Origin of the sequence: Nostoc linckia z4 (assembly GCF_002608075.1) — a bacterium.
Lineage (GTDB): Bacteria > Cyanobacteriota > Cyanobacteriia > Cyanobacteriales > Nostocaceae > Nostoc > Nostoc linckia.
This window is the reverse complement of sequence record NZ_LAHA01000003.1, coordinates 1-23,268: the sequence shown is the minus strand read 5'-3', so window position 1 is coordinate 23,268 and position 23,268 is coordinate 1. Positions and strand designations below refer to the sequence as shown.

The 23,268-nt window shown below is 37.4% G+C and carries 14 protein-coding genes; 6 read left to right on the top strand and 8 right to left on the bottom strand.

Annotation, left to right across the window (positions count from 1 at the left end):
- The first annotated feature begins 180 nt into the window (after positions 1–180).
- Complete coding sequence (locus VF06_RS03805; protein ID WP_099072098.1) at positions 181–1,932, top strand: ShlB/FhaC/HecB family hemolysin secretion/activation protein; 1,752 nt, start codon at positions 181–183, stop codon at positions 1,930–1,932.
- Positions 1,933–1,963: 31 nt separating this feature from the next.
- Here the strand turns inward: VF06_RS03805 and VF06_RS03800 are convergent, their stop codons facing one another.
- Entirely contained in the window at positions 1,964–2,407 is a 444-nt protein-coding gene (locus VF06_RS03800; RefSeq protein ID WP_099072089.1) for an aspartyl protease family protein, read from the bottom strand.
- 121 nt (positions 2,408–2,528) lie between these two features.
- Positions 2,529–5,783, bottom strand: coding sequence for a two-partner secretion domain-containing protein (locus VF06_RS03795; protein ID WP_099072090.1), 3,255 nt, complete (start codon positions 5,781–5,783; stop codon positions 2,529–2,531).
- Positions 5,784–6,112: 329 nt separating this feature from the next.
- Between VF06_RS03795 and VF06_RS03790 the strand changes: the two genes are divergently transcribed.
- Positions 6,113–8,539, top strand: a complete 2,427-nt coding sequence (locus tag VF06_RS03790; RefSeq protein WP_099072091.1) for a S8 family serine peptidase — start codon at positions 6,113–6,115, stop codon at positions 8,537–8,539.
- A gap of 29 nt (positions 8,540–8,568) precedes the next feature.
- Here VF06_RS03790 and VF06_RS03785 read toward each other — a convergent pair whose 3' ends face one another.
- Positions 8,569–12,015, bottom strand: a complete 3,447-nt coding sequence (locus tag VF06_RS03785; RefSeq protein ID WP_244917922.1) for a two-partner secretion domain-containing protein — start codon at positions 12,013–12,015, stop codon at positions 8,569–8,571.
- Between the two features lie 341 nt (positions 12,016–12,356).
- On the opposite strand from VF06_RS03785, the gene VF06_RS03780 reads away from it, so the two are divergent.
- Both VF06_RS03780 and VF06_RS03775 read left to right on the top strand, forming a co-directional pair.
- On the top strand, positions 12,357–13,241 hold the full coding sequence (locus VF06_RS03780) for an isopenicillin N synthase family dioxygenase (protein ID WP_099072093.1): 885 nt from the start codon (positions 12,357–12,359) through the stop codon (positions 13,239–13,241).
- A 241-nt stretch (positions 13,242–13,482) separates the two neighbouring features.
- Complete coding sequence (locus VF06_RS03775) at positions 13,483–14,607, top strand: NAD(P)/FAD-dependent oxidoreductase (protein ID WP_099072094.1); 1,125 nt, start codon at positions 13,483–13,485, stop codon at positions 14,605–14,607.
- Between the two features lie 99 nt (positions 14,608–14,706).
- Here the strand turns inward: VF06_RS03775 and VF06_RS03770 are convergent, their stop codons facing one another.
- The gene (locus tag VF06_RS03770) at positions 14,707–17,310 is read right to left on the bottom strand and encodes a CHAT domain-containing protein (RefSeq protein ID WP_244917921.1); all 2,604 of its coding nucleotides are present in this window, start codon (positions 17,308–17,310) and stop codon (positions 14,707–14,709) included.
- Positions 17,311–17,630: 320 nt separating this feature from the next.
- Here VF06_RS03770 and VF06_RS03765 point away from each other — a divergent pair, with 320 nt between their 5' ends.
- Both VF06_RS03765 and VF06_RS03760 read left to right on the top strand, forming a co-directional pair.
- The gene (locus tag VF06_RS03765) at positions 17,631–18,140 is read left to right on the top strand and encodes a hypothetical protein (protein WP_143861620.1); all 510 of its coding nucleotides are present in this window, start codon (positions 17,631–17,633) and stop codon (positions 18,138–18,140) included.
- A gap of 420 nt (positions 18,141–18,560) precedes the next feature.
- Positions 18,561–19,070, top strand: a complete 510-nt coding sequence (locus VF06_RS03760) for a GNAT family N-acetyltransferase (RefSeq protein WP_099076631.1) — start codon at positions 18,561–18,563, stop codon at positions 19,068–19,070.
- 382 nt (positions 19,071–19,452) lie between these two features.
- On the opposite strand, the gene VF06_RS03750 is transcribed toward VF06_RS03760, so the two are convergent.
- From VF06_RS03750 to VF06_RS03735, 4 genes are all read right to left on the bottom strand, one after another.
- Complete coding sequence (locus tag VF06_RS03750) at positions 19,453–19,857, bottom strand: hypothetical protein (protein ID WP_099072932.1); 405 nt, start codon at positions 19,855–19,857, stop codon at positions 19,453–19,455.
- Positions 19,858–20,685: 828 nt separating this feature from the next.
- Positions 20,686–20,886: a cyanobactin biosynthesis PatC/TenC/TruC family protein gene (locus VF06_RS03745; RefSeq protein ID WP_099072933.1), complete on the bottom strand. Its 201-nt coding sequence runs from the start codon at positions 20,884–20,886 to the stop codon at positions 20,686–20,688.
- A 70-nt stretch (positions 20,887–20,956) separates the two neighbouring features.
- Positions 20,957–21,859, bottom strand: coding sequence for a LynF/TruF/PatF family peptide O-prenyltransferase (locus tag VF06_RS03740; protein ID WP_099072934.1), 903 nt, complete (start codon positions 21,857–21,859; stop codon positions 20,957–20,959).
- A gap of 217 nt (positions 21,860–22,076) precedes the next feature.
- Positions 22,077–22,979, bottom strand: a complete 903-nt coding sequence (locus VF06_RS03735; RefSeq protein WP_099072935.1) for a LynF/TruF/PatF family peptide O-prenyltransferase — start codon at positions 22,977–22,979, stop codon at positions 22,077–22,079.
- Between the last annotated feature and the right edge of the window lie 289 nt (positions 22,980–23,268).

The window sequence follows — 23,268 nt, the reverse complement described above, 5'->3', positions numbered from 1 at the left end:
TCTGGTGAAAGTCTTGTGGGGTGGACATCTTGTCCGCCCTATCTATATAATTTTCATGCAAATTTCATTTTATAAATAGCTTTTATATCAAGAAATAAAAATATCACAACACACTAGCATTCTCAATTAATTGCCAACAAAAAATTATAATAAAAATCTGAAATTAATCATTTAAATTTAATGAAAAATAATAATTTCCAATCAAAAAATAAACACAAAAAATCGAAACTTCAGCGCTACAGCATATCCCTAATCTTGGGTTTAATTATCTTCCCTAGTGTTGTATCTGCTCAATCTACTCCCCCACCAGGAGTTAATATTCCGCCAACAACACCAGAAATTCTCGACCAAACAATTCCTAAACCAACTCCCTCACCAACTCCTCCCCCGACTCCTCCCGCAGCTTCTCCACAGATTTTGAATTCTCCAGAGACACCAACATCACCAGATACGAGTTTTCCTAATAGTGAAAGTTTTCTAGTGAAAAAAGTTGAAGTTCTGGGGGCTACAGTTTTAAAAGATAAAATTGCAGCGTTAGTCAAGTTATTAGAAAATCGTCAAGTAACTTTTGCAGACTTGATTCAACTGCGTTCGGATATTACCGACCTATACATCAAAAACGGCTATGTCACCAGCGGTGCATTTTTACCCAACAATCAAAATCTCACTGATGGTGTCGTCCAAATTCAAGTAGTAGAAGGAGAACTCGAAAAAATTGAACTAGGGGGATTAAGGAGATTACAACCAGTATACGTGCGATCGCGTCTGCAAAAAGCCTCCTCTACACCCTTAAATCAAAAACGTTTAGAACAAGCACTGCAACTATTACAACTCGATCCTTTAATTGAACGGGTAAACGCACAGTTAACCGCCGGTAGCACTCCCGGTAGTAATATCTTACAAGTCACAATTACCGAAGCGGCTGCATTTCATGGCGGAGTATTTGTAGCTAACAATCAAACCCCCAGTATTGGTTCTACCCAAGCAGGAGTATTTCTCAGCCATGATAACTTGTTGGGTTTTGGGGATAGTTTTACTGCTGAATATGGCATTACTGAAGGACTGAATATATATAATGTCAGCTATACAATTCCCATAAATCCAAATAACGGTACTCTTGCTTTTCGCGTCAATAACAGCGACAGCCGCATCATTGAAGATGAATTTCGCGAATTAGATATTAAAAGTGACGCACAAACTTATTCTTTTAATTATCGTCAACCTTTGTATCGCAAACCGCAATCTGAATTTGCCATTGGTTTAGGATTAGATTTACGCCGCAGTCAAACATTTTTACTCAATGACATTCCTTTTTCTTTTTCTGAAGGGCCAGAAAACGGTTTGTCAAAAGTTACAGTCATTCGTTTTTCACAAGACTGGGTGGAACGCAGTGCAAAAAGAGTTTTAGCTGCACGTTCTCAATTTAGTCTTGGTATTGGTGCTTTTGACGCTACAGTTAACGACTCAGGTACTGACGGAAGATTCTTTTCGTGGCTGGGACAATTTCAATGGGTACAACGCCTATCACCAGGAACAATTTTATTAGGTAGATTAAATGCACAACTCACAGGAGATTCTTTATTATCTTTAGAAAAATTTAGTATTGGTGGTTTTGATACAGTGCGCGGCTACCGTCAAAATGAATTTGTGGCAGACAATGGAATTACAGCTTCAGTTGAAGCTCGGATTCCTTTAACTTCTGCCAATACATTACAAATTGCGCCTTTTTTTGATGTCGGTACAGCGTGGAATAATCGTGGTACTTCCCGTTCAGAAACCTTTGCAAGTTTGGGGTTAGGTTTAATTTGGCAACCAATTCGAGATTTAAATATACGTTTAGATTATGGTATTCCGTTAATAGATGTGAATAGTGGAGGGAATACTCTGCAAGATAATGGTCTTATTTTTTCGCTGCGATATCAGGCGTTTTAAGGTGTAATAATTCATGCTAATTATACTGTAATTACAAAACCATTAAATAAGTATCTTTTCCTTCCACTGGCAAAACTCGCAATTTTTGATTCACCAAATCCGATTCTAATCCTAAATCTTCTAAAGGTATTAAGCCTAATAAAGCATCTGAACCTTCTGGTAATTCAATACAATTAAATATCCCTTCTCTTCCTTCAACTGCAAGATTTAACATTTTAAAAATCCGAGCTTTGTGTACTCCCGTAGCAATTTTAACGTCTACTTCTCCTTGAAGAGGCAATCCTAAATCAAGAATAATATTTTTAGGTAAGCAAAGCCTGGTTGCACCTGTGTCAACTAAAACATCATGTAAAGTAATTGAGCGTATTTGTTCTACTGGAATAAATCCTCTTTCTGCAAGAATTTGGTCTATTTGGTTAGTAATAGTGATTGTGGTAGTTACTTTGCCCATTTTTTCAGTTTCGCTCAATTTCATACTATTTTCCTATAAATTAGTGAGGTTGATGATTGAATATATATTTACATGTTATTTAATTTTGTGAAAAATCAGATACCCGACTTCTTTAAGAAGTCGGGTATCTCAAACCTCAATAAGTTCAATGACATTCTCGGCTCATCACTAAATCGCCGTTTGCTAGTCGGTATACTCCTTGGGGTTCAACAATCAAGTCACCTTTTTTCCACTGTTGTGTTGTATTATCATTACTGATATTTTGTACATCACCTGTAGAATAATTTGAAGCGGAGGCATTATCAGGACGAGTAGGTAAACCACCAACACCTGTAATTAAAAAAGTACCTTCTTGTTTGGAACTACGAGCGATGCAACTATTAGCAATTAGGGCATCAGTATTAATAGGATTCTCTTGTAATTCTGTGAGGCTGTTTTGGATAAAAGTGATGTCAGGCACGCCGATGATATTACCAGATATTGCACCACTGGCGTTAATATCAGCACTATTATTATTAGTTAATGATTGAAGAGTATTTCCATCAGTTGATGTTTGCATCGGGCTATATAATGGTGAAGTCAATAAAACACGGGTATTAAAAGTAATATTGCCACCTTGACCTTCTGGGGCAAATGCCAAAATGTCGCTATCTTCTAAGGCAATGATAGTATTAGCATTTAAGTTAATATTACCTCCATTTGCTTGACCTGTAGAAAGGTCAGTGCGGATGTCACTGTTATTACGCAGACTGATATTTCTCGCAGTAATATTGATATTACCACCGCCTGCTTGTTCAGCCCTGGCGCTGATAAAGCTATTATTTGCAGTGTAATCTCCTGTTGCAATAATATTAATATTACCTGCAATACCTTGTCCCTCACTACGTACAGTCACCCCAGCGCCATTAGCTACATTGAAGTTATTTGTGAATAAAGATATTGTCCCACCATTACCAATAGAATTGGGATTCGTGCCTGCAAATATAGCTGCGTTAATATTCTCAGCAATTACACCAGAAATACTTATACTATCTTTAGCGTTTATATTAATATTACCAGCATTCCCACTACTGCTAGTTGAGTTGAGAATTCGTCCGCCATTCAACACTTCAAATGTACGAGCATTGATGGTGATATTACCCCCATTACTAGAATTACTTGTACTAGCACTAATTTCGCCCCTGTCTGCTAAACGAAAAGAACCTGTGTTAATTGTAATGTTTCCTGGTTTTCCAATACTTCCATTGTCGCTTCTAACTGATATTAAGCTAGGAAATTTATTTGCATCTAATCCAGAAATAATTACAGCATCGGCAGCATTAATGCGAACATTTCCACCCTCGCCTTGTCCTCCAGGGAGATTTCCATTTGGCTCACTAATACCTGCAATAATTTGACCGCCATTTGTTAAGGTCAATTTTGATGTATTAATCTGAATATCTCCGGCTTTCCCCACAGCACCTTCTCTGATATCACTAGTGATAACGCTATCGTCAATAACTATTCCATCTGTACTATTGATAATGACATTGCCTCCATTCCCCTTACCGAAAGTTTCAGCACTTATACCTCCACCAATGAATTGTAAAAATTTAGTATTAATAGTTATATTACCTGCATCATTACCTTCGCTGAAAGTTAAAAAGCCGGTTACAAAAACATTTGTTTCTGTACCATCTATTTCTATGCCATCACTAGCAGTAATAGTTATGTTTCCCCCGCGGCCGACTTTTCCTTGTCCTTCTCCTCCAGATTGAGCAGCTATAAATGCACCATTTTTTAATAATATTCGTTCTGCTTCAATACTAATATTTCCTCCATTACCAACAGAATTATTTGTCTGTGATTTCAATGCATTCGATGAGATAAAAGAGTTATTTTCTATTCTCAGTTCTTTAACTTTAATATTAATATTTCCAGCATTACCGCTGCCAAAAGTACTTGCTGATATGTTCGAGAAACCATTATTCAGAATTAAGCGATTAGCAATAATTGATAAATTACCTGCGTTTTCTTGACCGTCAGTAATTGACGATATTATTGCTGTATCATTCAAAATAATTGAATCATCAGCTTTAATTTTAATCTCTCCAGGTTTGCCTGCAAAAATATTCCTAGAAGTTATCAAAGCACCATCTGAAAGCAAAACATTTTGAGCTTGTATATTAATACCACTACTGCTGCCATCAGTCCGTGTTTGGGATCTAACTACTTCTGAAGAAGATGTGAATTCTGCTGAAAAAGCCTGACTTATAACTTGGCTATTAATAAGAGAAATTGTATCTTCAACTTTGATATTAACCCCACCTGCGTTACCTTTTGTAGCAGTGGAATTAATTGAACTTCCATTAAAAATTTCTAGGAATTGGGCAGAAATATTGACGTTTCCTGTATTTCCTGTTCCAATTCCAACACTAGCAATAGAACTTTCATTTTCTAAGCGAATAATTCCATCTGCATTAATGAAAACATCACCTGCTTGAGTTTCAGCAGTACCTTGATTTCTAGGTATAGATGTATAAATACTACTAGAGTTTGCTAGGCTAAGATTATTTGCATTCACTACAACATTACCAGTGCTTGTACCAAGAGTAAACGCACTAGAAACATTCACAAATGAGATATCTGTTTTTGCTACACCATCAGGAAAAGTTAAGCTGAATTTGTTGTTATCAATATTGAGTCCTACTGTTCCTGCTGCGGTTAATCCACCAATCTCTACCCTACCATCTCGTGCTGCAACTAATCCTCCATCCATGAAGATTTGCCCGGTAGATTCAGGTGTAGGTGACACACGTCCACCAAGTAATATTAAACTTTTATTGTTCGGCACTGCTAAAATACCTCGATTTTCAATCGAGTTTATACCTTGATTGGCAATTTGGTTAAACAAAAAGGCTGTAGGATTAATACTAAGTAAAGTATTTTGGGGTGTAACTTGTGAAGTTAAAGAAAATTCAGCACCACCAGGAAATTGAATTGCATTAGCTGTGGTAGCTACAAAGGAACCACCAATATTTAATTGGGCATTTTTTCCAAAAATAATGCCGTTGGGATTCATCAAAAATAAATTAGCAGCACCTTGGGCATAAATCAATCCTTGAATATTAGATGTTGTTCGACCAGTTACCCGTGCAAAGATATTACTAATGGTGGAATCGTTGAGAAAAATTGCTCCGCCATCGTTAGGAATACTAAAACTGCTGAAGCTGTGGAATAGATTTGTATTGCCAACTGTTGTGCCACCTGAAATATAAGAACCTAAGCCAATATCTGTAATTTGTGTGCCTGAAGTTTGGTCAGATGTTACTTGAGCTAAGGCGCTGGCATTTGTTATAAAACTTAAATTAATTAATATCCCCAAGCGGCAATACCAATTTAAATAAAATTGATTAATCATAGCTTTTACTCGTGCGTGTCAGTTGCAACAAACGATTTTTAGTTTGAAGCCTACAGTAATAAATGGCAACTTTGCATAGATGAGTATAAAAAGCAATACACTTTTATGCACTTTTACATACACAATCGTGCTGATATCGATACTGAAAGTTGCATCTGAGTTTGCATGAAAGCTGAAGGACTAATTTCTGTGTTTTTCGTACTCTGTGAGTTGTCGAAGATTTTCAGTGTCAAAAAATAGCCATCAAGTCTGAGCAAATATCACATATTTTTAGTGCATCAGACAGTTTCCCAGCATTGAAATATTTCCAGAATTCCAGAGATAAACTTATGCCTACCTTTCCTTCCGATAACCTATTTAGCCAGCAATGGTATCTCTACAACTACATATCTGTTGGCAACTATAACTATCGCGGTCTTGATATCAATGTAGTTAATGTTTGGGATGACTATACAGGGCGCGGTGTTCTAGTTGGTGTGCTTGATGATGGATTTGATTATACTCACTATGATTTAAATAATAATTACGACACCACGAGAGATTATGACAGTATTAACCAAGATTCCGATCCTTTCCCAGTTCTGACTGATGATAATCACGGGACAGCAGTAGCAGGTATTATCGCGGCTGAGGCGAATGGTGTTGGTACTGTGGGGGTGGCTTTCAATGCACAGATTACAGGTATCAGAGCTATTCCTGGTTCTACTAATGCTTTAATTAATGCTCTGTCGCGGCTTGCAAGTTTTGATGTTGTCAACAATAGCTGGGGTTATACTAAGTCTTTTGTTGATAATTTTTATACTATCCCACAATTAGGACAAGCGATCGCCAATGCTGCTGCTAATGGACGTAATGGATTAGGAACAGCGATTGTATTTGCTGCCGGTAACTCTCGTGAAGAAGGAGATAATACTAACTACCACAACTTTCAAAATTCTCGCTACGTCATTAGTGTAGCTGCACTTGATGATGATGGCTGGGCAACTTCATACAGTACTCCTGGTGCTTCTATTCTAGTTTCTGCCTTTGGTAGTGAATATGGCAGTATTGTCACTACCGATCGCTTAGGATCTGCTGGTTATAGTTATACAGACTACACTGGCGATTTTAATGGCACTTCAGCCGCAGCCCCTCAAGTTTCTGGCGTAGTAGCCTTAATGTTGGAAGCAAACCGCAATTTAGGTTATCGAGATATCCAAGAAATTCTTGCTTATTCTGCTCGTCGCAACGATCCTAATAATTACGCGGGTAAGTTTATTTGGCAATATAACGGTGCTAAAAACTGGAATGGCGGAGGTTTACACGTCAGCCACGACTATGGATTTGGTTTGGTAGATGCTCTTGCTGCTGTGCGTTTAGCAGAGACTTGGCAAACACAAAGTCGATTTAACAATGAGCAGCGTCTTTCCTATAATTCAGGTAATTTAGGTTGGACTATTCCAGATAATAATACAATAGGAATTAGTCATACTTTTACTGTTGCTGCGGGTTTAGATGTTGATTGGGTGGAAGTAGAACTCAATCTGACTCATCCGTTTCGGGGCGATTTGATTGTAGATTTGATTTCTCCCAGTGGAATTATCAGCCGTTTGATCGACCAGCCGGGTAATAAGCAGGATGATGGAGATAATATTGTGTTTAAACTTTCCAGTACGCAACACTGGGGAGAAAGCAGTGCTGGTAATTGGACGCTCAGAATCAAGGATTTAGGCCCTACAGATATCGGCATTCTCAACAATTGGAAATTACATTTATATGGCGATGCCGATACTGTCAACGACACTTATTTCTACACTAATGAGTATGGTATCTATGGTGCAACCACACTAACCGATAGTTCTGGGACTGATACAATTAATGCGGCGGCCATTACTTCCAACTCTTACCTCAACTTGAATCCAGGTTCTACAAGTACCCTCAATGGAACTAACTTGACTATCAGTTCAGGAACTGTCATCGAAAATGCTTTTACTGGCGATGGTAACGACACAATCATTGGTAATACTGCTAACAATGCCTTAAATGGTGGTAGAGGTAATGACACCCTCACGGGTGGCGCTGGTAATGATACGCTCAATGGTGGTGCTGGTAATAACACGCTCTACGGTGGCACTGGCAACGATCGCTATGTGTTCGCTGATGATGATTACATAACTATCACTGAGTATGCCAATGAAGGTGTAGACACAGTTGAATCTTTTTACACCTTTGATTTAGGCCCAGCTTATCTGGAAAACCTGATTCTAAAAGGTACAACCGCAATTAACGGCATTGGGAACACTCTCAATAACTCGATCGCAGGTAATGGTGCTAACAATAACCTCAATGGAGGTACGGGAAATGACACCCTAACTGGGGGTGGTGGTAACGATACATTAATTGGTGGTACTGGTAATGATGTCCTTGTTGGTGGTACTGGCAACGATACATTAACAGGTGGTAGTGGTAGCGATCGCTTTACATTCAACTCTCGCAGCGAAGGAATCGACCGCATTACTGATTTTAGCGTAGTTGATGATACGATTTATGTCTCTGCGGCTGGTTTTGGTGGCGGATTAGTTGCTGGTGCTGCCATCGCTGTTAATCAATTTTTCTTGGGTTCCGCAGCAACTACAAGCAGCCAAAGATTTCTCTATGATAAAGGTAACGGTTCTCTGTTCTTTGACCAAGATGGTACAGGAGCGATCGCTAAAATCCAAATTGCCACACTCAACACTGGATTGTCTCTAACCAACGCAGATATTTTCGCTGCTTAAAATCTTTTGGGGTAGGCATCTTGCCTGCCCTAATCACATTCTCGACTCATCACCAATTGTCCGTTCTCTAGTCGGTATACTCCTTGTGGTTCAATAATCAAGTCGCCCTTTTTCCACTGTTGTGTTTCATCATTAACAGTAACATTTTGGACATCGCTTGTAGCATAAGTTGAACCTGAAGCATCCCCAGGACGACGAGGTAAACCACCAGCACCTGTGATTAAAAAAGTCCCTTTCTGCTTTTGATTTCGGGCTATACAACTGTTAGCGATTAGATTATTGGTGTCAATGGGATTAGATTGTAATTCTGTAAGACTGTTTTCAATAAAAGTGATATCAGGCACACCAATGATATCACCAGAAATTACACCAGTAGCATTAATGTCAGAACGGTTATTATTATTTAGTGACTGAAGACTATTGCTGTCAGCTAATGTTTGTGTAGGATTATATAGAGCATCGCTAAACAAAGCACGGGTGCTAAAAATGATATCACCACCTTGACCTTCTGATGCAAAAGCGAGAATATCGCTATCTTCTAAGGCAATAATAGTATCAGCACTGAGGAAAATATTACCACCACTACGTTGACCTGTTGATAAATCAGTGCGAATATCACTATTATTCCGCAAGCGAATATTTTTGGAGCTAATATTAATATTGCCACCGCCTGATTGTTCGGATCTGGCAGTCACTAAACCATTATTTGCAGCATAATTATTTGTGGCAATAATATTAATATTACCTGCGATTCCTTCTCCTTGACTAAGTGTAGAAATAGTGACAGGAGTAGGAAAATTTGAGTTAATTGCAGATAAATTAAAGTCAGTTGTGAATAAAGATATCGTCCCACCATCACCGCGAGAAATAGTACCTGCAAATAAACCAGTGGAACGATCTAAATTTGTGTTAGTAGCAATGGTAATTTTATCCCTAGCATTAATAGTGATATCACCTGCTTTACCACTACCATCAGTTCCTGTAACCACAAATCCACCATTTAATATTTCAGCCACACGGGCATTAACAGTTACATTACCTGCATTGCTAGAATTTTGTGTAATTGATGATATTATACCTTTATCTGTTATCCGAAAATCATCTGTATTAATGATGATATCTCCTCCCTGACCAAATGCTCCAGTTTGTGTTTCTGTTGATATTGAACTACTAATTCCATTTGCATCAGTTCCTGAAATACTCACTGCATTTGTAGCGTTGATGCGAATATTTCCACCCCTACCTTGTCCCCCTGGTAAATCTCCCACTGCTCGAAAAATTGCACTATCAATTGCACCGCCATTAACTAAAGTGAGTCTTTGAGTTTGAATATTAATCTCTCCAGCATCGCCGACTCCACGAGAACCTACTCGGCTATTGATAACACCATTATCAACTATTACTTGCTCGTTACTGAATATAGAGATATTACCTGCATTACCTTTACCGAAAGTACCAGATGAAATAAACGCATTGGTTAGTTGTAAAAATTTAGTGTTAATTGTTAATTTGCCGCCATCACCGACAGCAATGACATCATTATCAAAAGCTTCAACTCCTGTGAAGATTGCGCTAGGGGAATTAATATTTGAACTAATTAACTCTATAGAATCTGAAGCATTGATAATAATATTACCAGCATCTCCTCCTAAGTTATTGGCAGCTTCTGTTGTGATAATACCGCCATCCCTAACAATCAAATTTTTGGTGTTCAAGGTTATATTACCAGCAGAACTACTACTCAAAGTTCTTGTATTAATTCCAGTTATTCTATCCTTTGCACCTTTTGTATCTATCTCTATCAAATCAGTAGCCGTAATATTAATATCTCCCCCAAAACCAATTGTTTCTCCTGGTTCTGGTGCGCCAGAGTTAGAAGCAATAGCTCCCAAATTTGTGAGAGTAATTCTTTCTGTTACAATCTTGATATTGCCACCATTACCTACATTAGAAATAACTTCTGGAAAAGAGAAGGCACTTGCAGAAATATCAGAATTATCTATGCTAATGTTACGAGCAGTAATATTGATATTGCCACCATTCCCACTGCCAAATCTACCAAAAGCACCGGATGATATTTGAGAGTTATTCTCAAGGTTTAAATCATTAGTAGTAATTGATAAATTACCCGCTTTATTTCCTCCAAGATTGGCTGTAAAAATGCTGGAAAAATTATTTAAATTAATCGAATCGGTAGTTGTAATGTTAATATCTCCAGAAGTGTTAGTTAAGAAATTTGTAGTACTGATTACAGCATTATCAGCAAGTAAAAGATTTTGGGCTTGAATATTAATACCGCCAGCCAAAATAGAACTATTCACAAACTCATCATTAATTCCAGATAAAAAAACTGTATTATCAACTTCAATATTAATAGTTCCTGAGTTACCTTGTGTAGCACTTGCATTGATTGTACTACCATTAATCAATTGCAATGATTGAGCAACAATATTGATATCTCCACTATTACCAATTCCTGATGAAATATTTCCCAAATTACTTCCTTGGGCAACTGTTACAATTCCAGTAGCATTGATGGAAATATCACCTGATTTCGTGTCAGGATTGCCTTGATTAGGAAGTATACCTGCATTTAAAGAACTAGAATTCACTAAACTCAGATTATTGGCATTAACTACAACATCACCGCCACCTCCACCAAAGGCAACAGCGGCGGCATTATTTATTAATGTAATATCTGTTCTTGCTATGTCCTGAGGAAAACTTAAGCTCAAATTATCGCCATTAACATTAATTCCTACACTTCCAGGTGCATTTAAACCGCCGATTTCAACCCGGCCACCGAATGCACCAATTCTTCCTGCATCCATTAGGATTTGTCCAGTAGATTCAGGAGTAGGTGTAACGTTACCGCCAAGTAAAATTAAGCTTTTATTGTCAGGAACTAATAAGAAAGTAGAATAATTTTCAATAGAATTTGCTCCTTGATTAGCAATTTGATTAAATAAAAATGCTGTGGGATTAATACTGAGTAATTCGTTATTGGGTGTAACTGGTGAAGTTAAAGAAAATTCAGCCCCACCAGGAAACTGAATTGCATTAGCTGTGGTAGCAACAAAGGAACCGCCAACATTTAATCGAGCATTTTCTCCAAATATAATGCCGTTGGGGTTAAGCAAAAATAAATTAGCAGTACCTTGAGTGTTAATCACTCCCTGAATATTAGAAGGTAGTCCACCTGTTACCCGTGCCAAGATATTAATAATGCTGGAATCGTTGAAAAAAATTGCAGCACCTCCATTAGGAATACTGAAGCTGCTAAAACTATGAAACAAATTTGTGTTACCAACAGTTGTACCATTGAAAATAAAAGAGTTGCGGCCTATATCTATAACTTGTGTTCCCAAGGTTTCATCCGGTGTCACTTGAGCAGAGGCGCTGATATTTGTTGTCAAAGCAAAACTCAGCATTAGCCCAAATGGCAGATGCAATTTTGAATAATATTGATTAGTCACAATTCTAGATAACTGCTTTTAATGGTGTAATTAAAGACCTACAAATAGTAGCTTGTTTCGATTAATATGTAAATATACTGTTTTAATTTTGTTAAAATTCAGCAACTTAATCCAATAGCTTTTATAAAATAAATCTTAGGTATAGTAGTGGGTTACGATTATAGCCTAACGCACCCTAGTGGCGTGGCAAAACTCAAATTTTACATTAGCTTTCCTTTTGTGGGATGGGCTTCTAGCCTGCCCTGTAAAATGCCCACCCTACAATAAAAATAATTGCAACATTATAGCCTTGCCACCAGGCTATAAATTGTTAATTATTTACACAATATCTTGAATTATCAATGGTTACAATTCCAGTAATTGATTTGTCTGCTTTCACTAATGGCAATGCAACAACTAGGCAAGGTGTTGTTAAACAAATTTATCAGGCTTGTCATGAAATCGGTTTTATGTACTTGCAAAATTCAGAAATATCAAAAGATTTAATCGAGCAAGTATTCATTTACAGTAAATCTTTTTTTAATTTACCTTTAGAAGTTAAACAAAAGCAAGCTTGGAGTGATGAATTTAATAATACAGGCTATGTTGCTGTAGAGAGAGAACGTCTTGACCCGAATAAACCAGGTGATTTAAAAGAAGCGTTTAATGTCAGCAAACAAGGTGCTGTGGGTGTGGATGCTTGTGTTGTGGCTTTTTATGACAGTTGCACACAATTGGCTAACACGGTGTTGCAAACATTTGCTTTGGCGTTGGAATTACCAGAAGATTTTTTTACCACCAGACACAGCCAACACAATCATACCTTGCGTTTTCTCCATTATCCCCCATTGCAAACACCACCCAAACCCGCACAAGTACGTGCAGGGGAACATTCCGATTATGGCAGTATTACTTTACTTTTCCAAGATCGTATCGGCGGCTTGGAAGTACAAACAACCACAGGAGAATGGATTGGTGCGGCTGCAATACCTGATACTGTGATAGTGAATACTGGCGATTTAATGCAGAGGTGGACAAATAATGTATTTTGTTCGACTAAGCACCGGGTAATGATTCCCAAGGACGACAGGGTAAACCAGTCTCGCTATTCTATTGCTTTTTTCTGCCATCCTAATGATGATGTAGAAATTGCTTGTTTGGAAAGTTGCCAAAAAGAAAACTCATCTATTTATCCTCCCATCCTTGCGGGAGAATATCTTTTACAACGGTTACAAGCAACATATTAAATAGAATTCAAGAGTCAGAATTCAGAATAAATTGCAGTCCGAGTGGCGAATAAATAAACAGCAAACATAGCAGCAAATCTACAGACATTTGCTGAAAATTAATGTAGAGACGTAGCATTGCTACGTCTCTACAAGGGTTTTGGGTTTCTTAATGCTATATAATTTGGTCATGCTATTGTTGACACACTGATTCCTAAATTCTGAATTCTGAATTCTGAATTCTGAATTCTTTGCTCTTATTATGAAAACTTACGATTGGATTGTGGTTGGTGGTGGGATTACGGGTGCTACGCTGGCTTATGAGTTAAGGAAAGCAGGCTTTGGCGTACTTTTGCTGGAAGAATATCAAATACCACAGAATGCAACTCGCTATAGTTATGGTGGGCTTGCTTATTGGGCGGGTAATACACCATTAACTCAGCAATTGTGTGAAGATGCGATCGCTCGCTACCATATCCTACCTCAAGAGTTAGACGCTGATATTGAATTTCGGGAATTAGATTTATTACTAACGATTTCAGCAGGTAGCAATGCTGAGGCGATCGCTAAATTATATAGTAATTGTGCTGTTGTACCGCGTTTACTCACCCCAAAAGCAGCTGGTGAATTGGAACCACTGCTAAATCAACAGGCCATATCTGGGGCTTTAACTGTTAAACACGGTCATATTCATCCACAAAAAACCGCACAAGCCTACATTCAAGCTTTTTTGCGTGGTGGAGGTGAAGTACAAGTTAATAAAGTATTGCAAATATTGGAAAATGGCGTACAAACAACTAACGCAACTTACCACAGCGCAAATATCGCCATCTGTGCGGGTGGACTTAGCCGCCAGCTACTAAAATCAGCTGGTATTTCCTTTAAGATATATTTTACCCACGCAGAAATCATTGAAACTGCACCAGTTGATGTCAGGTTACGCACCTTAGTTATGCCCGCAAATGTGCAACGATATTACTTAGAAAGCCAATCCACGGAATTTGAGCAATTGTGGAATGAACCAGGTAATGAACCAATACCAGCAATATTAGATGCTGGTGCAATTCAGTTTCAAGATGGTAGCTTGCGTTTGGGTCAAATTAGCCGTGTACTCACAGATCCTAATGCTGAGGTCAATTCACAGGCTAGCGAACAATGGTTACGAGAAAGTGTGGCGGAAATTTTACCAGCTTTGGGGAATTTACCAGGAACTTGGCATCATTGCTTAGTGGCATTTAGTAACAATCAAATTCCTTTTATGGGTGCTATTCCTGGATTTGAAAACATTCATGTGTTTTCTGGATTTAGCAATCCCCTCGTCATTGTACCACCCTTAGCAGAGCGTTTTGCTAAATTTGCAGCTGGTAAGGAAGATACAATTATTTAGAGAAATAATATCATATCATGTCCGCCTAATCACTTATTATTAAAATCTCTCCGCGTCCCCGCGTCCCCGTGTCTCCATGTCAGTCTAAACAATAATTCTTTACAGCCAATTTCCAATAATAATAAATGGTGCCCAATAATAGGGGTGATTATATTGGATGTCAATTTCAGTTGTTTTTGCATTAATCAGTTTCAATTGAGCAAGTTGTAAAGCTTGTGCTTTAGTGATTTTTGGTTGACGTAATTGATTATAAAACTCTGCAACTAAATTGGCTGTAGACTCATCCCCCACAGACCATAATGAAGCCATTGCACTTTTAGCACCAGCTTGTAATGCTACACCTGCTAACCCTAGGGTTGACCTATCGTCACCAACTGCTGTTTGACAAGCGGTGAGTGCTAATAATTCAACTAAGTTAGAATTATTATTAGTTTCACGCAGTAAAGTTTCTAGTTGATTAATTGTGAGTTTGTCATTATTTCCTGTGACCAGGAATGTATCTTCGGGAATTGTGCCGAATTGTGCGTGGGTTGCAACGTGAATAATTGGATAGGCTGTGTTTTGGATTTCTTTTTTTAAATTACTAATTGTAAAATCTTGATTTTCTAATTTTTTAGTATTGGGAAATTGTTCTTGGATGCTTTTAGTTTCTAAAGGAACATTTATTAATGGTTCAAACAATACATCATCAATTTGTATTTCTTTGCTGACAGCTAAAACTAAGGCTTTAGTTGATTTGAAATTAACTTTTTGTGTGGAGGTTAATTGTAAGCTTGGTGTAGTGGCGATCGCATATTTTTCAATCAAATATTTCTTGCCTATTTTGTCATAAAGTGCAGCCATCGGTACATTACGTAAAAAGCTATCTTGGATAAATACTAAAGTTTGAATTTTTTGAGCTTCTAAATATTTTTCCAAGGGACGAATAATTAATTCATAAAGGTTTTCAGCATCTTTGGTATTATAAATAATATCTCGCTTTCCTCTAATTAACCCATCGTAGAAGTTTTTAATGTTTTGACTAAGAGTTTCCCGGCTTTTATCTATCCATTCTAAATGCGTTTCTTGATTAGGTAAACTTAAGATAATTCCTGTCTTATCTTTGAGGACTATCGAACTAATAAAAGCAGAATCCTCTTCTACAATTTCGGCGATATTTCTGTTTTCGATGGCGGTTAAGATACAATCATTCCCAAAGTAATTTTGAATTTCTGCTAACCTGAGAGAATTTATTGTAGTTAAGGCAGAATTAAATTCTGGTTTATTCAGTTCTTTATTACTAGTAATATTTGTAGAAGCAAATTCTAATTGAAGTTGTGCTAGCTGACGATACACAGGCTCAATGATATCCCGAAAATCGAATTGAAAATCCCGGTCGGCAATGAGAATGTCACTGCGTAATTGTTCTAGAATATTGTATGCGCGTTGATAAAAAGGAAGTGCCTTAGTATCTTGATTTTCTGCTTTTAAAATTCTCCCGGCTTGCCATTCCCATAAATATAAGCTATCTTTAGCCTTTAATTTTTGATCTGCTAACAAAATTGCTTTATTAGTAAATTCCCAAGCTAATTTATAATTTTTTTCTTGACACTCATAAAAATGACCAAACGCTCCCAAAGCATAAGATTCAGAACGGTAGTCTTCCAGCCTTTGAGAAATTTTGATAGCTTGGTTAAATAATTCCTTGGCTTGGGCATTTGGTAATTTTGATTTTGTTAAACATTGAGTAAATGGCGAACTTAATTCTTCATCAACACCGGGTAAATTTGCTAAATCGATGGCGCTATATACTTTATTCACAGAATCAGGTAATTTATCCAATAGTCCTAAAGCTGCTTGGATATTTACCTCAAATTCATTCTGGGGTATTAAGCTAATTGTTTTCGAGCGATAAAAAAGCTGAATTTGATTGAGTAGACTTCGCATTTCCCCAGATTTATTATCTTGTTGACGAGCTTCTTTGAGGCTTGCTTGAAAATATTCCAGGGCTTGTTGATAATCATTGTTGGCGTTTTGTTGGAATTCAGTTGCTCTCGAAACACTTTGTTGTTGAGCAGATTTCGCACGTAAATTCCAAAGTTGGGCACGGCTGGCGCGAGCATTACCTAAACTATTAAGGATGGCAAAATTATATGTTTGATTATCACTTTTTTTAGCAGCTTCCAGATATTGAATTGCTACATCATAATTCCCTCGAAGCCGATAAGTTTCACCCAGACTTCCTAATGCTGCAATTTCTCCGACTTTATCTTGTTGTTGTGTAGCTATCTGTAATGCACTACCTTGCTGACAAGTTAAGTTTTCAATATTTTTTATATCAGAAGCACCACATAAAAAATTAATAGCTTTGGCTGTTTGCCCAACATTACTGTAAACTTGGGCTATCTCTGTTAATACCCGCCCTACTTTTAGCCAGTTTTGTTGAGAGCGATAGTAATTATTAACTTTATCCCAATAATTCAGGGCTTGCTCATTTTCACCCAATTGTTGATAAGTTCGTGCTAAATTTTCACTCACAACAGTGACATGATTATAGTTTTTCTGTTGTTCGTATAGCTTTAAAGCTGCTTCCCAAGATTGAATTGCAGCCTGAAAGTTTCCTGTTTTATAACTTTCAACTCCTCTGTTAACTAATTTATCAGCATCAATGGCTTGAGCTTGGACTAAGTTGCCCATACTCACTTGTGGAATGATTAATTGCACATTATTTAACCATACACAAAAAGTGAAACTGACAAAAAATAAAATTGTTAACCAATAATGAGTAGTTGATTTAGAAAATATTTTATTCACGATAGTGCACAGATGAATAGGAATAACAAGTAGATTTATTAAAAATAAAATCAGATAAATTGCATATTTGTCAACTAATTCTAAAAATATTTACGTAAGAAATCATTCATAGCAAAATTAACGTATGTTAACTATGTAGTTTTCTGCAATTTTCCAAACATCATTATGTATTTCTCAGATTTGATTTATCAAGTAAATATATAAGAGGCTAAATTACTTTCTAGTAAATCATGATGAATAAGTTGCACAAATTACTCATAACTACCACAGTCATAGCATTCTTTACTAGTATTCCCTTTGGTGAAACAGTGGTTCAAGCGCAAGAAGCAGCATATCTGCAATGCATCAAAGAATATACTAATTTAGGTATCTCAGCAGATGCGGCTTTAGCTGAATGCCAAAAAACTAGTTTAGCTGAGTGCGTTCAACGTTTAATTACTCAAAAATATGTGGCTAAATCAGTATCAGAATTGAATGGACGTTACTTAATTGATTTGGGTGCGAGTGAGACAACATGGCTAGAAGGTAACGGATGGAGAAGCAAAAAATGTAGTCCCAACACCGAAGGGCCATCTAAAAAACAAACCCAGCAATTTATCTCAGGGACTTCGACCGAAACCGTTCTCTATGAGTGGTTTAGACAGGGCTGGTGCAAAGAACCACAAATAGATTTAGGTAAAAGTTACTCTGTTGATGAAGCAAAAACAATTTGTGAATTAGGTTTACAGCCAAAAGAATAAAGTGCGATCGGTGCATTTATATCTTTTTTAATTACCTGAGTAAAAATACAATTATTCTAGTGGCGTGGTAAGGCTAAAATTGTGCATTAAATCGCCTTATGCAAAAGAAGCACAAGCACTTTATCGTGAATTTAGCTTCTACAATAAACTTCTTGCAAAATTCGGGAAAAGGGGAAGGGGAAAGGTTTGCTATTTTCCCTTTCCCCGGTTGGTGAGCTTGTCGAACCATTAACCCCTTCGGGGTTCGCCAGTCGCTCATGGGGGAAACCCCCAAGACCGCGCTGGCTCACCTTTTCCCTTTGACCACAAAAGTGCAAAAAGCAATGAAAGCAAGAAGTGTAATATCGAGCCATATTTAGAAAAAACAGAGATTCCGTTAGAATATCGAGCAAACTAGATTTTTATGGAATTGATTTTAAAATGATAAATATCCGTCCTGAAACTTTGACAGACTACCCAGCAATAGCCCAGGTGAATACTTTAGCTTTTGGTCAAGATAACGAAGCCAAATTGGTGGAACGAATACGTCATTCTGACCGTTATATTCCAGAACTTTCGCTAGTTGCTGAAATTGAAGGTATGGTAGTCGGTCACATCTTATTTAGCTATATTGACCTGGCGAAGGAACAAACATTACAAGTACTTGGTTTAGCACCTTTAGCAATTCGTCCGGAGTTTCAAAGACAAGGAATTGGTAGTGCATTAATCAAAGCAGGCTTAGAAATAGCAGAAACAAAAAAAGAAGCCATAGTAATTGTACTAGGTCATCCAGAATTTTATACCCGCTTTGGCTTTCAGACTTCTGTGCTTTATGGAATTGAATCTCCCTTTCCAGTACCAGAAGAATTCTTTATGGTTAAACCACTGCAAAGTTATCAAGAAAGGTATAAGGGGAAGGTTGTTTATCCACCAGCTTTTGATGGAGTGTAGTATTAATCTTCAAAATATAGTTTCTTTAAAGGGGAAAGGGGAAAGGGGAAAGGGGAAGGAAAGGRGAAAGGGGAAAGGGGAAAGGGGAAAGGGGAAAGGGGAAAGGGGAAAGGRGAAAGGGGAAAGGGGAAAGGGGAAAGGGGAAAGGTTTCAAATACATCCTTTACCCCTTACCCCTTAATCTTTTCCCAGACCACAAGGGAAGTTCATACTGCTTATCCGAACCGTATTGAGACTACTAGTGCTGCAATTGGTGAATTGAAACAGCACTTGGGTTGAACTCACTGTTATGCATCTTACAATTTTATATAAAAAATATACCTAACCCTGGGGGCTGAGAACCCTGACTTCTCTTAGAAGTCAGAGTTCTAACCTATCAATACTAGGACAGACCAGTAGATTGAGAATTTTGACTAGCTGCTTTATTCGCGGCTGTTTTTAAGCGAGTTGCTCTACTTTTACGTAGAATTTCACTTCTACGAACTCCCCCAGCCATTTGATATTCACGGCTGTCTTTGCCGTATTTAAAGCCAATCCCCATCATCATATTCTCACAGTAACTTACCAATTTTTTTTCTAACTGTTCAACTTCTATTTTGGAAGAGTCAATCGTGCTGAGAATAGTATTGTGATTTTCTAACTTAGTGCGTAACTCTTCAATTAATTGTGCGAATTTGATGGTGTTGTAATTATCTCCAATATCTAAATTGGTATCTATTGCTTTGACACCAGCAAATTTTAACTCGGCATTTTCTAGAACGCGAGATGTGCGTTTTCTTTGAGACATAAATTTACTACTTTTTGAAGTTTATAAAATTACTATGCACTACTTAAACTACATTTTGGCTCAGCAAAATCCACAAATATTGTCAGATTCTAATCCAATAGCACAAATATAGATGGTGTGTTGCGTTTTACGACAACGCACCTTACTACAGAAGAAGCATTAGTGACTTCAGAACATACCGGACTTACTAAAACATGTTGATTAGTGACTCCAGAACATGCTGGACTTACTAAAACATGTTGATTAGTGACTCCAGAACATACCGGACTTACTAAAACATGTTGATTAATAAATTAACAACAAATTTATTGAGGAAGACTTATTGTTTACTTATCATTCAATGACTTTGTATAAATAACAAATGAATTTTTCTAGAACAGCTTAATTTTTATTTATCTAAAAACAAAAATCTCGGGAAAAACATGTCCATGTATAAACTCAGCTTAAGTTGTTTTAGCTTCGAGTTCTTGTGGACTTATTGAAGAATGAGTTTTTGTAGAAAAGGATCTGAAAGTTTGTGAATGGATGTTGCAAGTCGTCAAAGTAGGATGGCGTGACAAGGCTAAAATATTGCAATAAATTTTATTGTGGGATGGGTGTCCTCACCCGTCCGGGCGGGCAAGATGCCCACCCCACAAGAGCTAAATTTTATGCACTAATTTAGCTAGGACACGCTAGTAGGATGGCGATCGCACTTATAATTAATTTTTAAAAGTAGGGTGCGTTGTCACGCGCTGCAACGCACCAGCTAAAGACTCAGAGTTGTAAAGAAGGGCTGACAAGATGTCCAACCCACAAGTAGTAATTAATTTCTTGGAAGTCTCTTAATCAAGACCAAATCCGACCCCTGCGGAAAGGTTTGCGTTCTTTGTCTGAATTGGCTTGTGCTTTTAACATTTCTTGCCACCAGAAACCATAATCCTCTAAACCAGTGGCTAACAAATGAGATTCAACTTTTTTGGGAATTCCTTCTGGTTGTTTTTTTGGAGTTGGTTCTGAGTTTTCTGGGGTTTGCTGCTTCTTAGCCATGATAATTCACTCTCCTAATTTGATTTTTTAGATTACTTGGATCGACTTGCCCTTATTTAAAATCAAAATATTAATTCATATCATAATATAATTTCACATGCTCAATCGCCCGTCCATAAAAATTGTGTTCGGGAATGCCCACTGTCAAAGATTTAATAGGCTGATGGCGATAATAAGCATGAATTTTCTTAGTCATCTCATTACCGAGATTATCTACAAAACTATTGGGGTCATGGACATAATCAAAATAAAGAATATTACTTTCATTCGCTTCACTAAAACCTACTTGAAAAACTGCACATTGCTGTAGTAGCGGTAAAGCACGAGGCGGTAAGAGTGGGATTATTCGATCGCGGATATGAACCTGCTGCAACTCATCTTGACTGATGATTGGATAAACCTCTATTTCGCTTTCACCATTGAAAAATAAATCAAAACCTACTTGCAGTTTATCATTAACTAAAAATGCCCGCAATGTTGGACTATCACCACACAAAGCAATAGCTGTTTCTACTTTTTCAGGAGCATTTTTGAGCCAAACATACAGCTTTAGACGCGACTCAGTAATTACTGTACGGGCATCTATGGCAACAGCCATCAAAATAATACCTTGAAAGTCAGAAATACTACCAAAAAATTGCTGAATATGGTGATAATTGAGCTTAACTTCTGGTCGGCTTTCCACTTGACGAAAAAAGTTAAGGGCAGTTTGTAGTTGTTGCTGTGGATTATAAAGCAGTTGAGCTTCTTCTAATGAAGGAAATCTCAAACAGAACCGAGCCGGATATATTTCATCTTTATCTACATTAGAAAGAATGTAAAACAAACCTCTTTTTTTAGCCTCTACTTCTACGAAATCCTCAAAAATTTTAAGGGGATAGAGGTCTTCGTAAATATCAAAGGCAAGTTTATGTTTACCAATGTATTCTAAGTAACGTTCGCTATTAGTTTTAATCGGGTTATATGTCACCATAATTTTGATTTTTATTTAAGTTTGTGTTACAAAAAAAGGGAACAGGGAACAGGGAATAGGCAACAGATAAGAAACTAAAGTTTCAGAGTTTAGAGCTTCAGTCAAAAAAACAGTGTCATTACTTCAATCTCATGCTTAAAAGCCATGAGTTTTTTCTGTTCCCTGTTGCCCGTTCCCTGTTCCCTCTGAATTAGTTTTTTCCTTTTTTTGATATACATTACTTCTTAAAGTAGTAAAGCTTCACTTTCTCAATAGAGCTAGCGTATAAGTCTTTTTCAGAAACACCAACTAGTACATGTTGTACAGGTTGGTGGCGATAATAGGCATGAACTTTTTTTGCCATTTCATTACCAAGATTATCGATAAAGGTATTGGGGTCGCGAACAAAATCGAAATAAAGAATATTACTTTTATTAGCCGGACTAATTCCTATTTGCAAGACTTCACACTGCTTTAGTAGCGGTAAAGCACGGGGGGGTAAAAGTGGTAATATCCTGCTTTGGATATCAGCTCGTTTCAACTCTTCTTGATAGATAGTTGGATAAACCTCGATTTCACTGCGTCCATCTAAATAAAAGTCAAAACCTACTAATAAATCATTGTTCACTAAGAATGCTCGTAATGTTGGACTATCACCAGACAAAGCAATGGCAGATTCTATTTTGTCAGGGGCATCATGCAGATGAATAAACAGCTTTAAACGGGATTCACTAATTTCTGTCTGTGCATCTACACCCACAGCAATAAAATAAATCCCTCCAAAGTCAGGATTCTTGCCAAAAAACTTTTCAAGCAGATGATAATTGACCTTGACTTCTGCTCGACCTTCCACTTTACGAAAGAAATCAAAAGCTGCTTCGAGTTGCTGTTGGGGGTTGTGAAGCGATTGCAAATCGTCTTGTGTAGGAAATAAAAGAGCGAACCGAGCCGGAGACAATTCATCTTTAGTTACATTACAACCACAGCGAAACATGCCTCCTTGCCTACCCTCTACTTGTACAAAATCCTCAAAAAGTTTAACGGGATATAGGTCTTCGTAAATGTCAAAGGCACGTTTATGTTTACCAATGTATTCTAAATAAGGTTCGCTATCAACTTGAATCGGTTTATAAGTCACCATAATTTATTTTTTTACCCTGCCGATATATAAAAGCTTGGGTAGTCATTACCCACCCTAGAAAATATTTTTTTAGAATCAAATATTTAGTGAAGGACTTACAGGACTTTGCAACTAAACAAACTACACATCTCAATATTATAAGTAGATGGACATAAATAAATATAATATGTTCTGTCATTGCGTTCGCGTAGCGTCTCGTAGAGAGCGAAGCGAAGCAATCGCAAAGTCTCTGGGATTGCTTCGCTTCGCTCGCAATGACATCTTAGATTTAATCATGACTATCTACTTA

What these genes read in the sequence shown, in the direction of transcription:
- VF06_RS03735 (WP_099072935.1), bottom strand. Translation starts at nt 22,979, where the DNA reads ATGGTGACTTATAAACCGATTCAAGTTGATAGCGAACCTTATTTAGAA.
- VF06_RS03775 (WP_099072094.1), top strand. Translation starts at nt 13,483, where the DNA reads ATGAAAACTTACGATTGGATTGTGGTTGGTGGTGGGATTACGGGTGCT.
- VF06_RS03750 (WP_099072932.1), bottom strand. Translation starts at nt 19,857, where the DNA reads ATGTCTCAAAGAAAACGCACATCTCGCGTTCTAGAAAATGCCGAGTTA.
- VF06_RS03780 (WP_099072093.1), top strand. Translation starts at nt 12,357, where the DNA reads ATGGTTACAATTCCAGTAATTGATTTGTCTGCTTTCACTAATGGCAAT.
- VF06_RS03805 (WP_099072098.1), top strand. Translation starts at nt 181, where the DNA reads ATGAAAAATAATAATTTCCAATCAAAAAATAAACACAAAAAATCGAAA.
- VF06_RS03745 (WP_099072933.1), bottom strand. Translation starts at nt 20,886, where the DNA reads ATGGCTAAGAAGCAGCAAACCCCAGAAAACTCAGAACCAACTCCAAAA.
- VF06_RS03760 (WP_099076631.1), top strand. Translation starts at nt 18,561, where the DNA reads ATGATAAATATCCGTCCTGAAACTTTGACAGACTACCCAGCAATAGCC.
- VF06_RS03800 (WP_099072089.1), bottom strand. Translation starts at nt 2,407, where the DNA reads ATGAAATTGAGCGAAACTGAAAAAATGGGCAAAGTAACTACCACAATC.
- VF06_RS03790 (WP_099072091.1), top strand. Translation starts at nt 6,113, where the DNA reads ATGCCTACCTTTCCTTCCGATAACCTATTTAGCCAGCAATGGTATCTC.
- VF06_RS03740 (WP_099072934.1), bottom strand. Translation starts at nt 21,859, where the DNA reads ATGGTGACATATAACCCGATTAAAACTAATAGCGAACGTTACTTAGAA.
- VF06_RS03795 (WP_099072090.1), bottom strand. Translation starts at nt 5,783, where the DNA reads ATGATTAATCAATTTTATTTAAATTGGTATTGCCGCTTGGGGATATTA.
- VF06_RS03765 (WP_143861620.1), top strand. Translation starts at nt 17,631, where the DNA reads ATGATGAATAAGTTGCACAAATTACTCATAACTACCACAGTCATAGCA.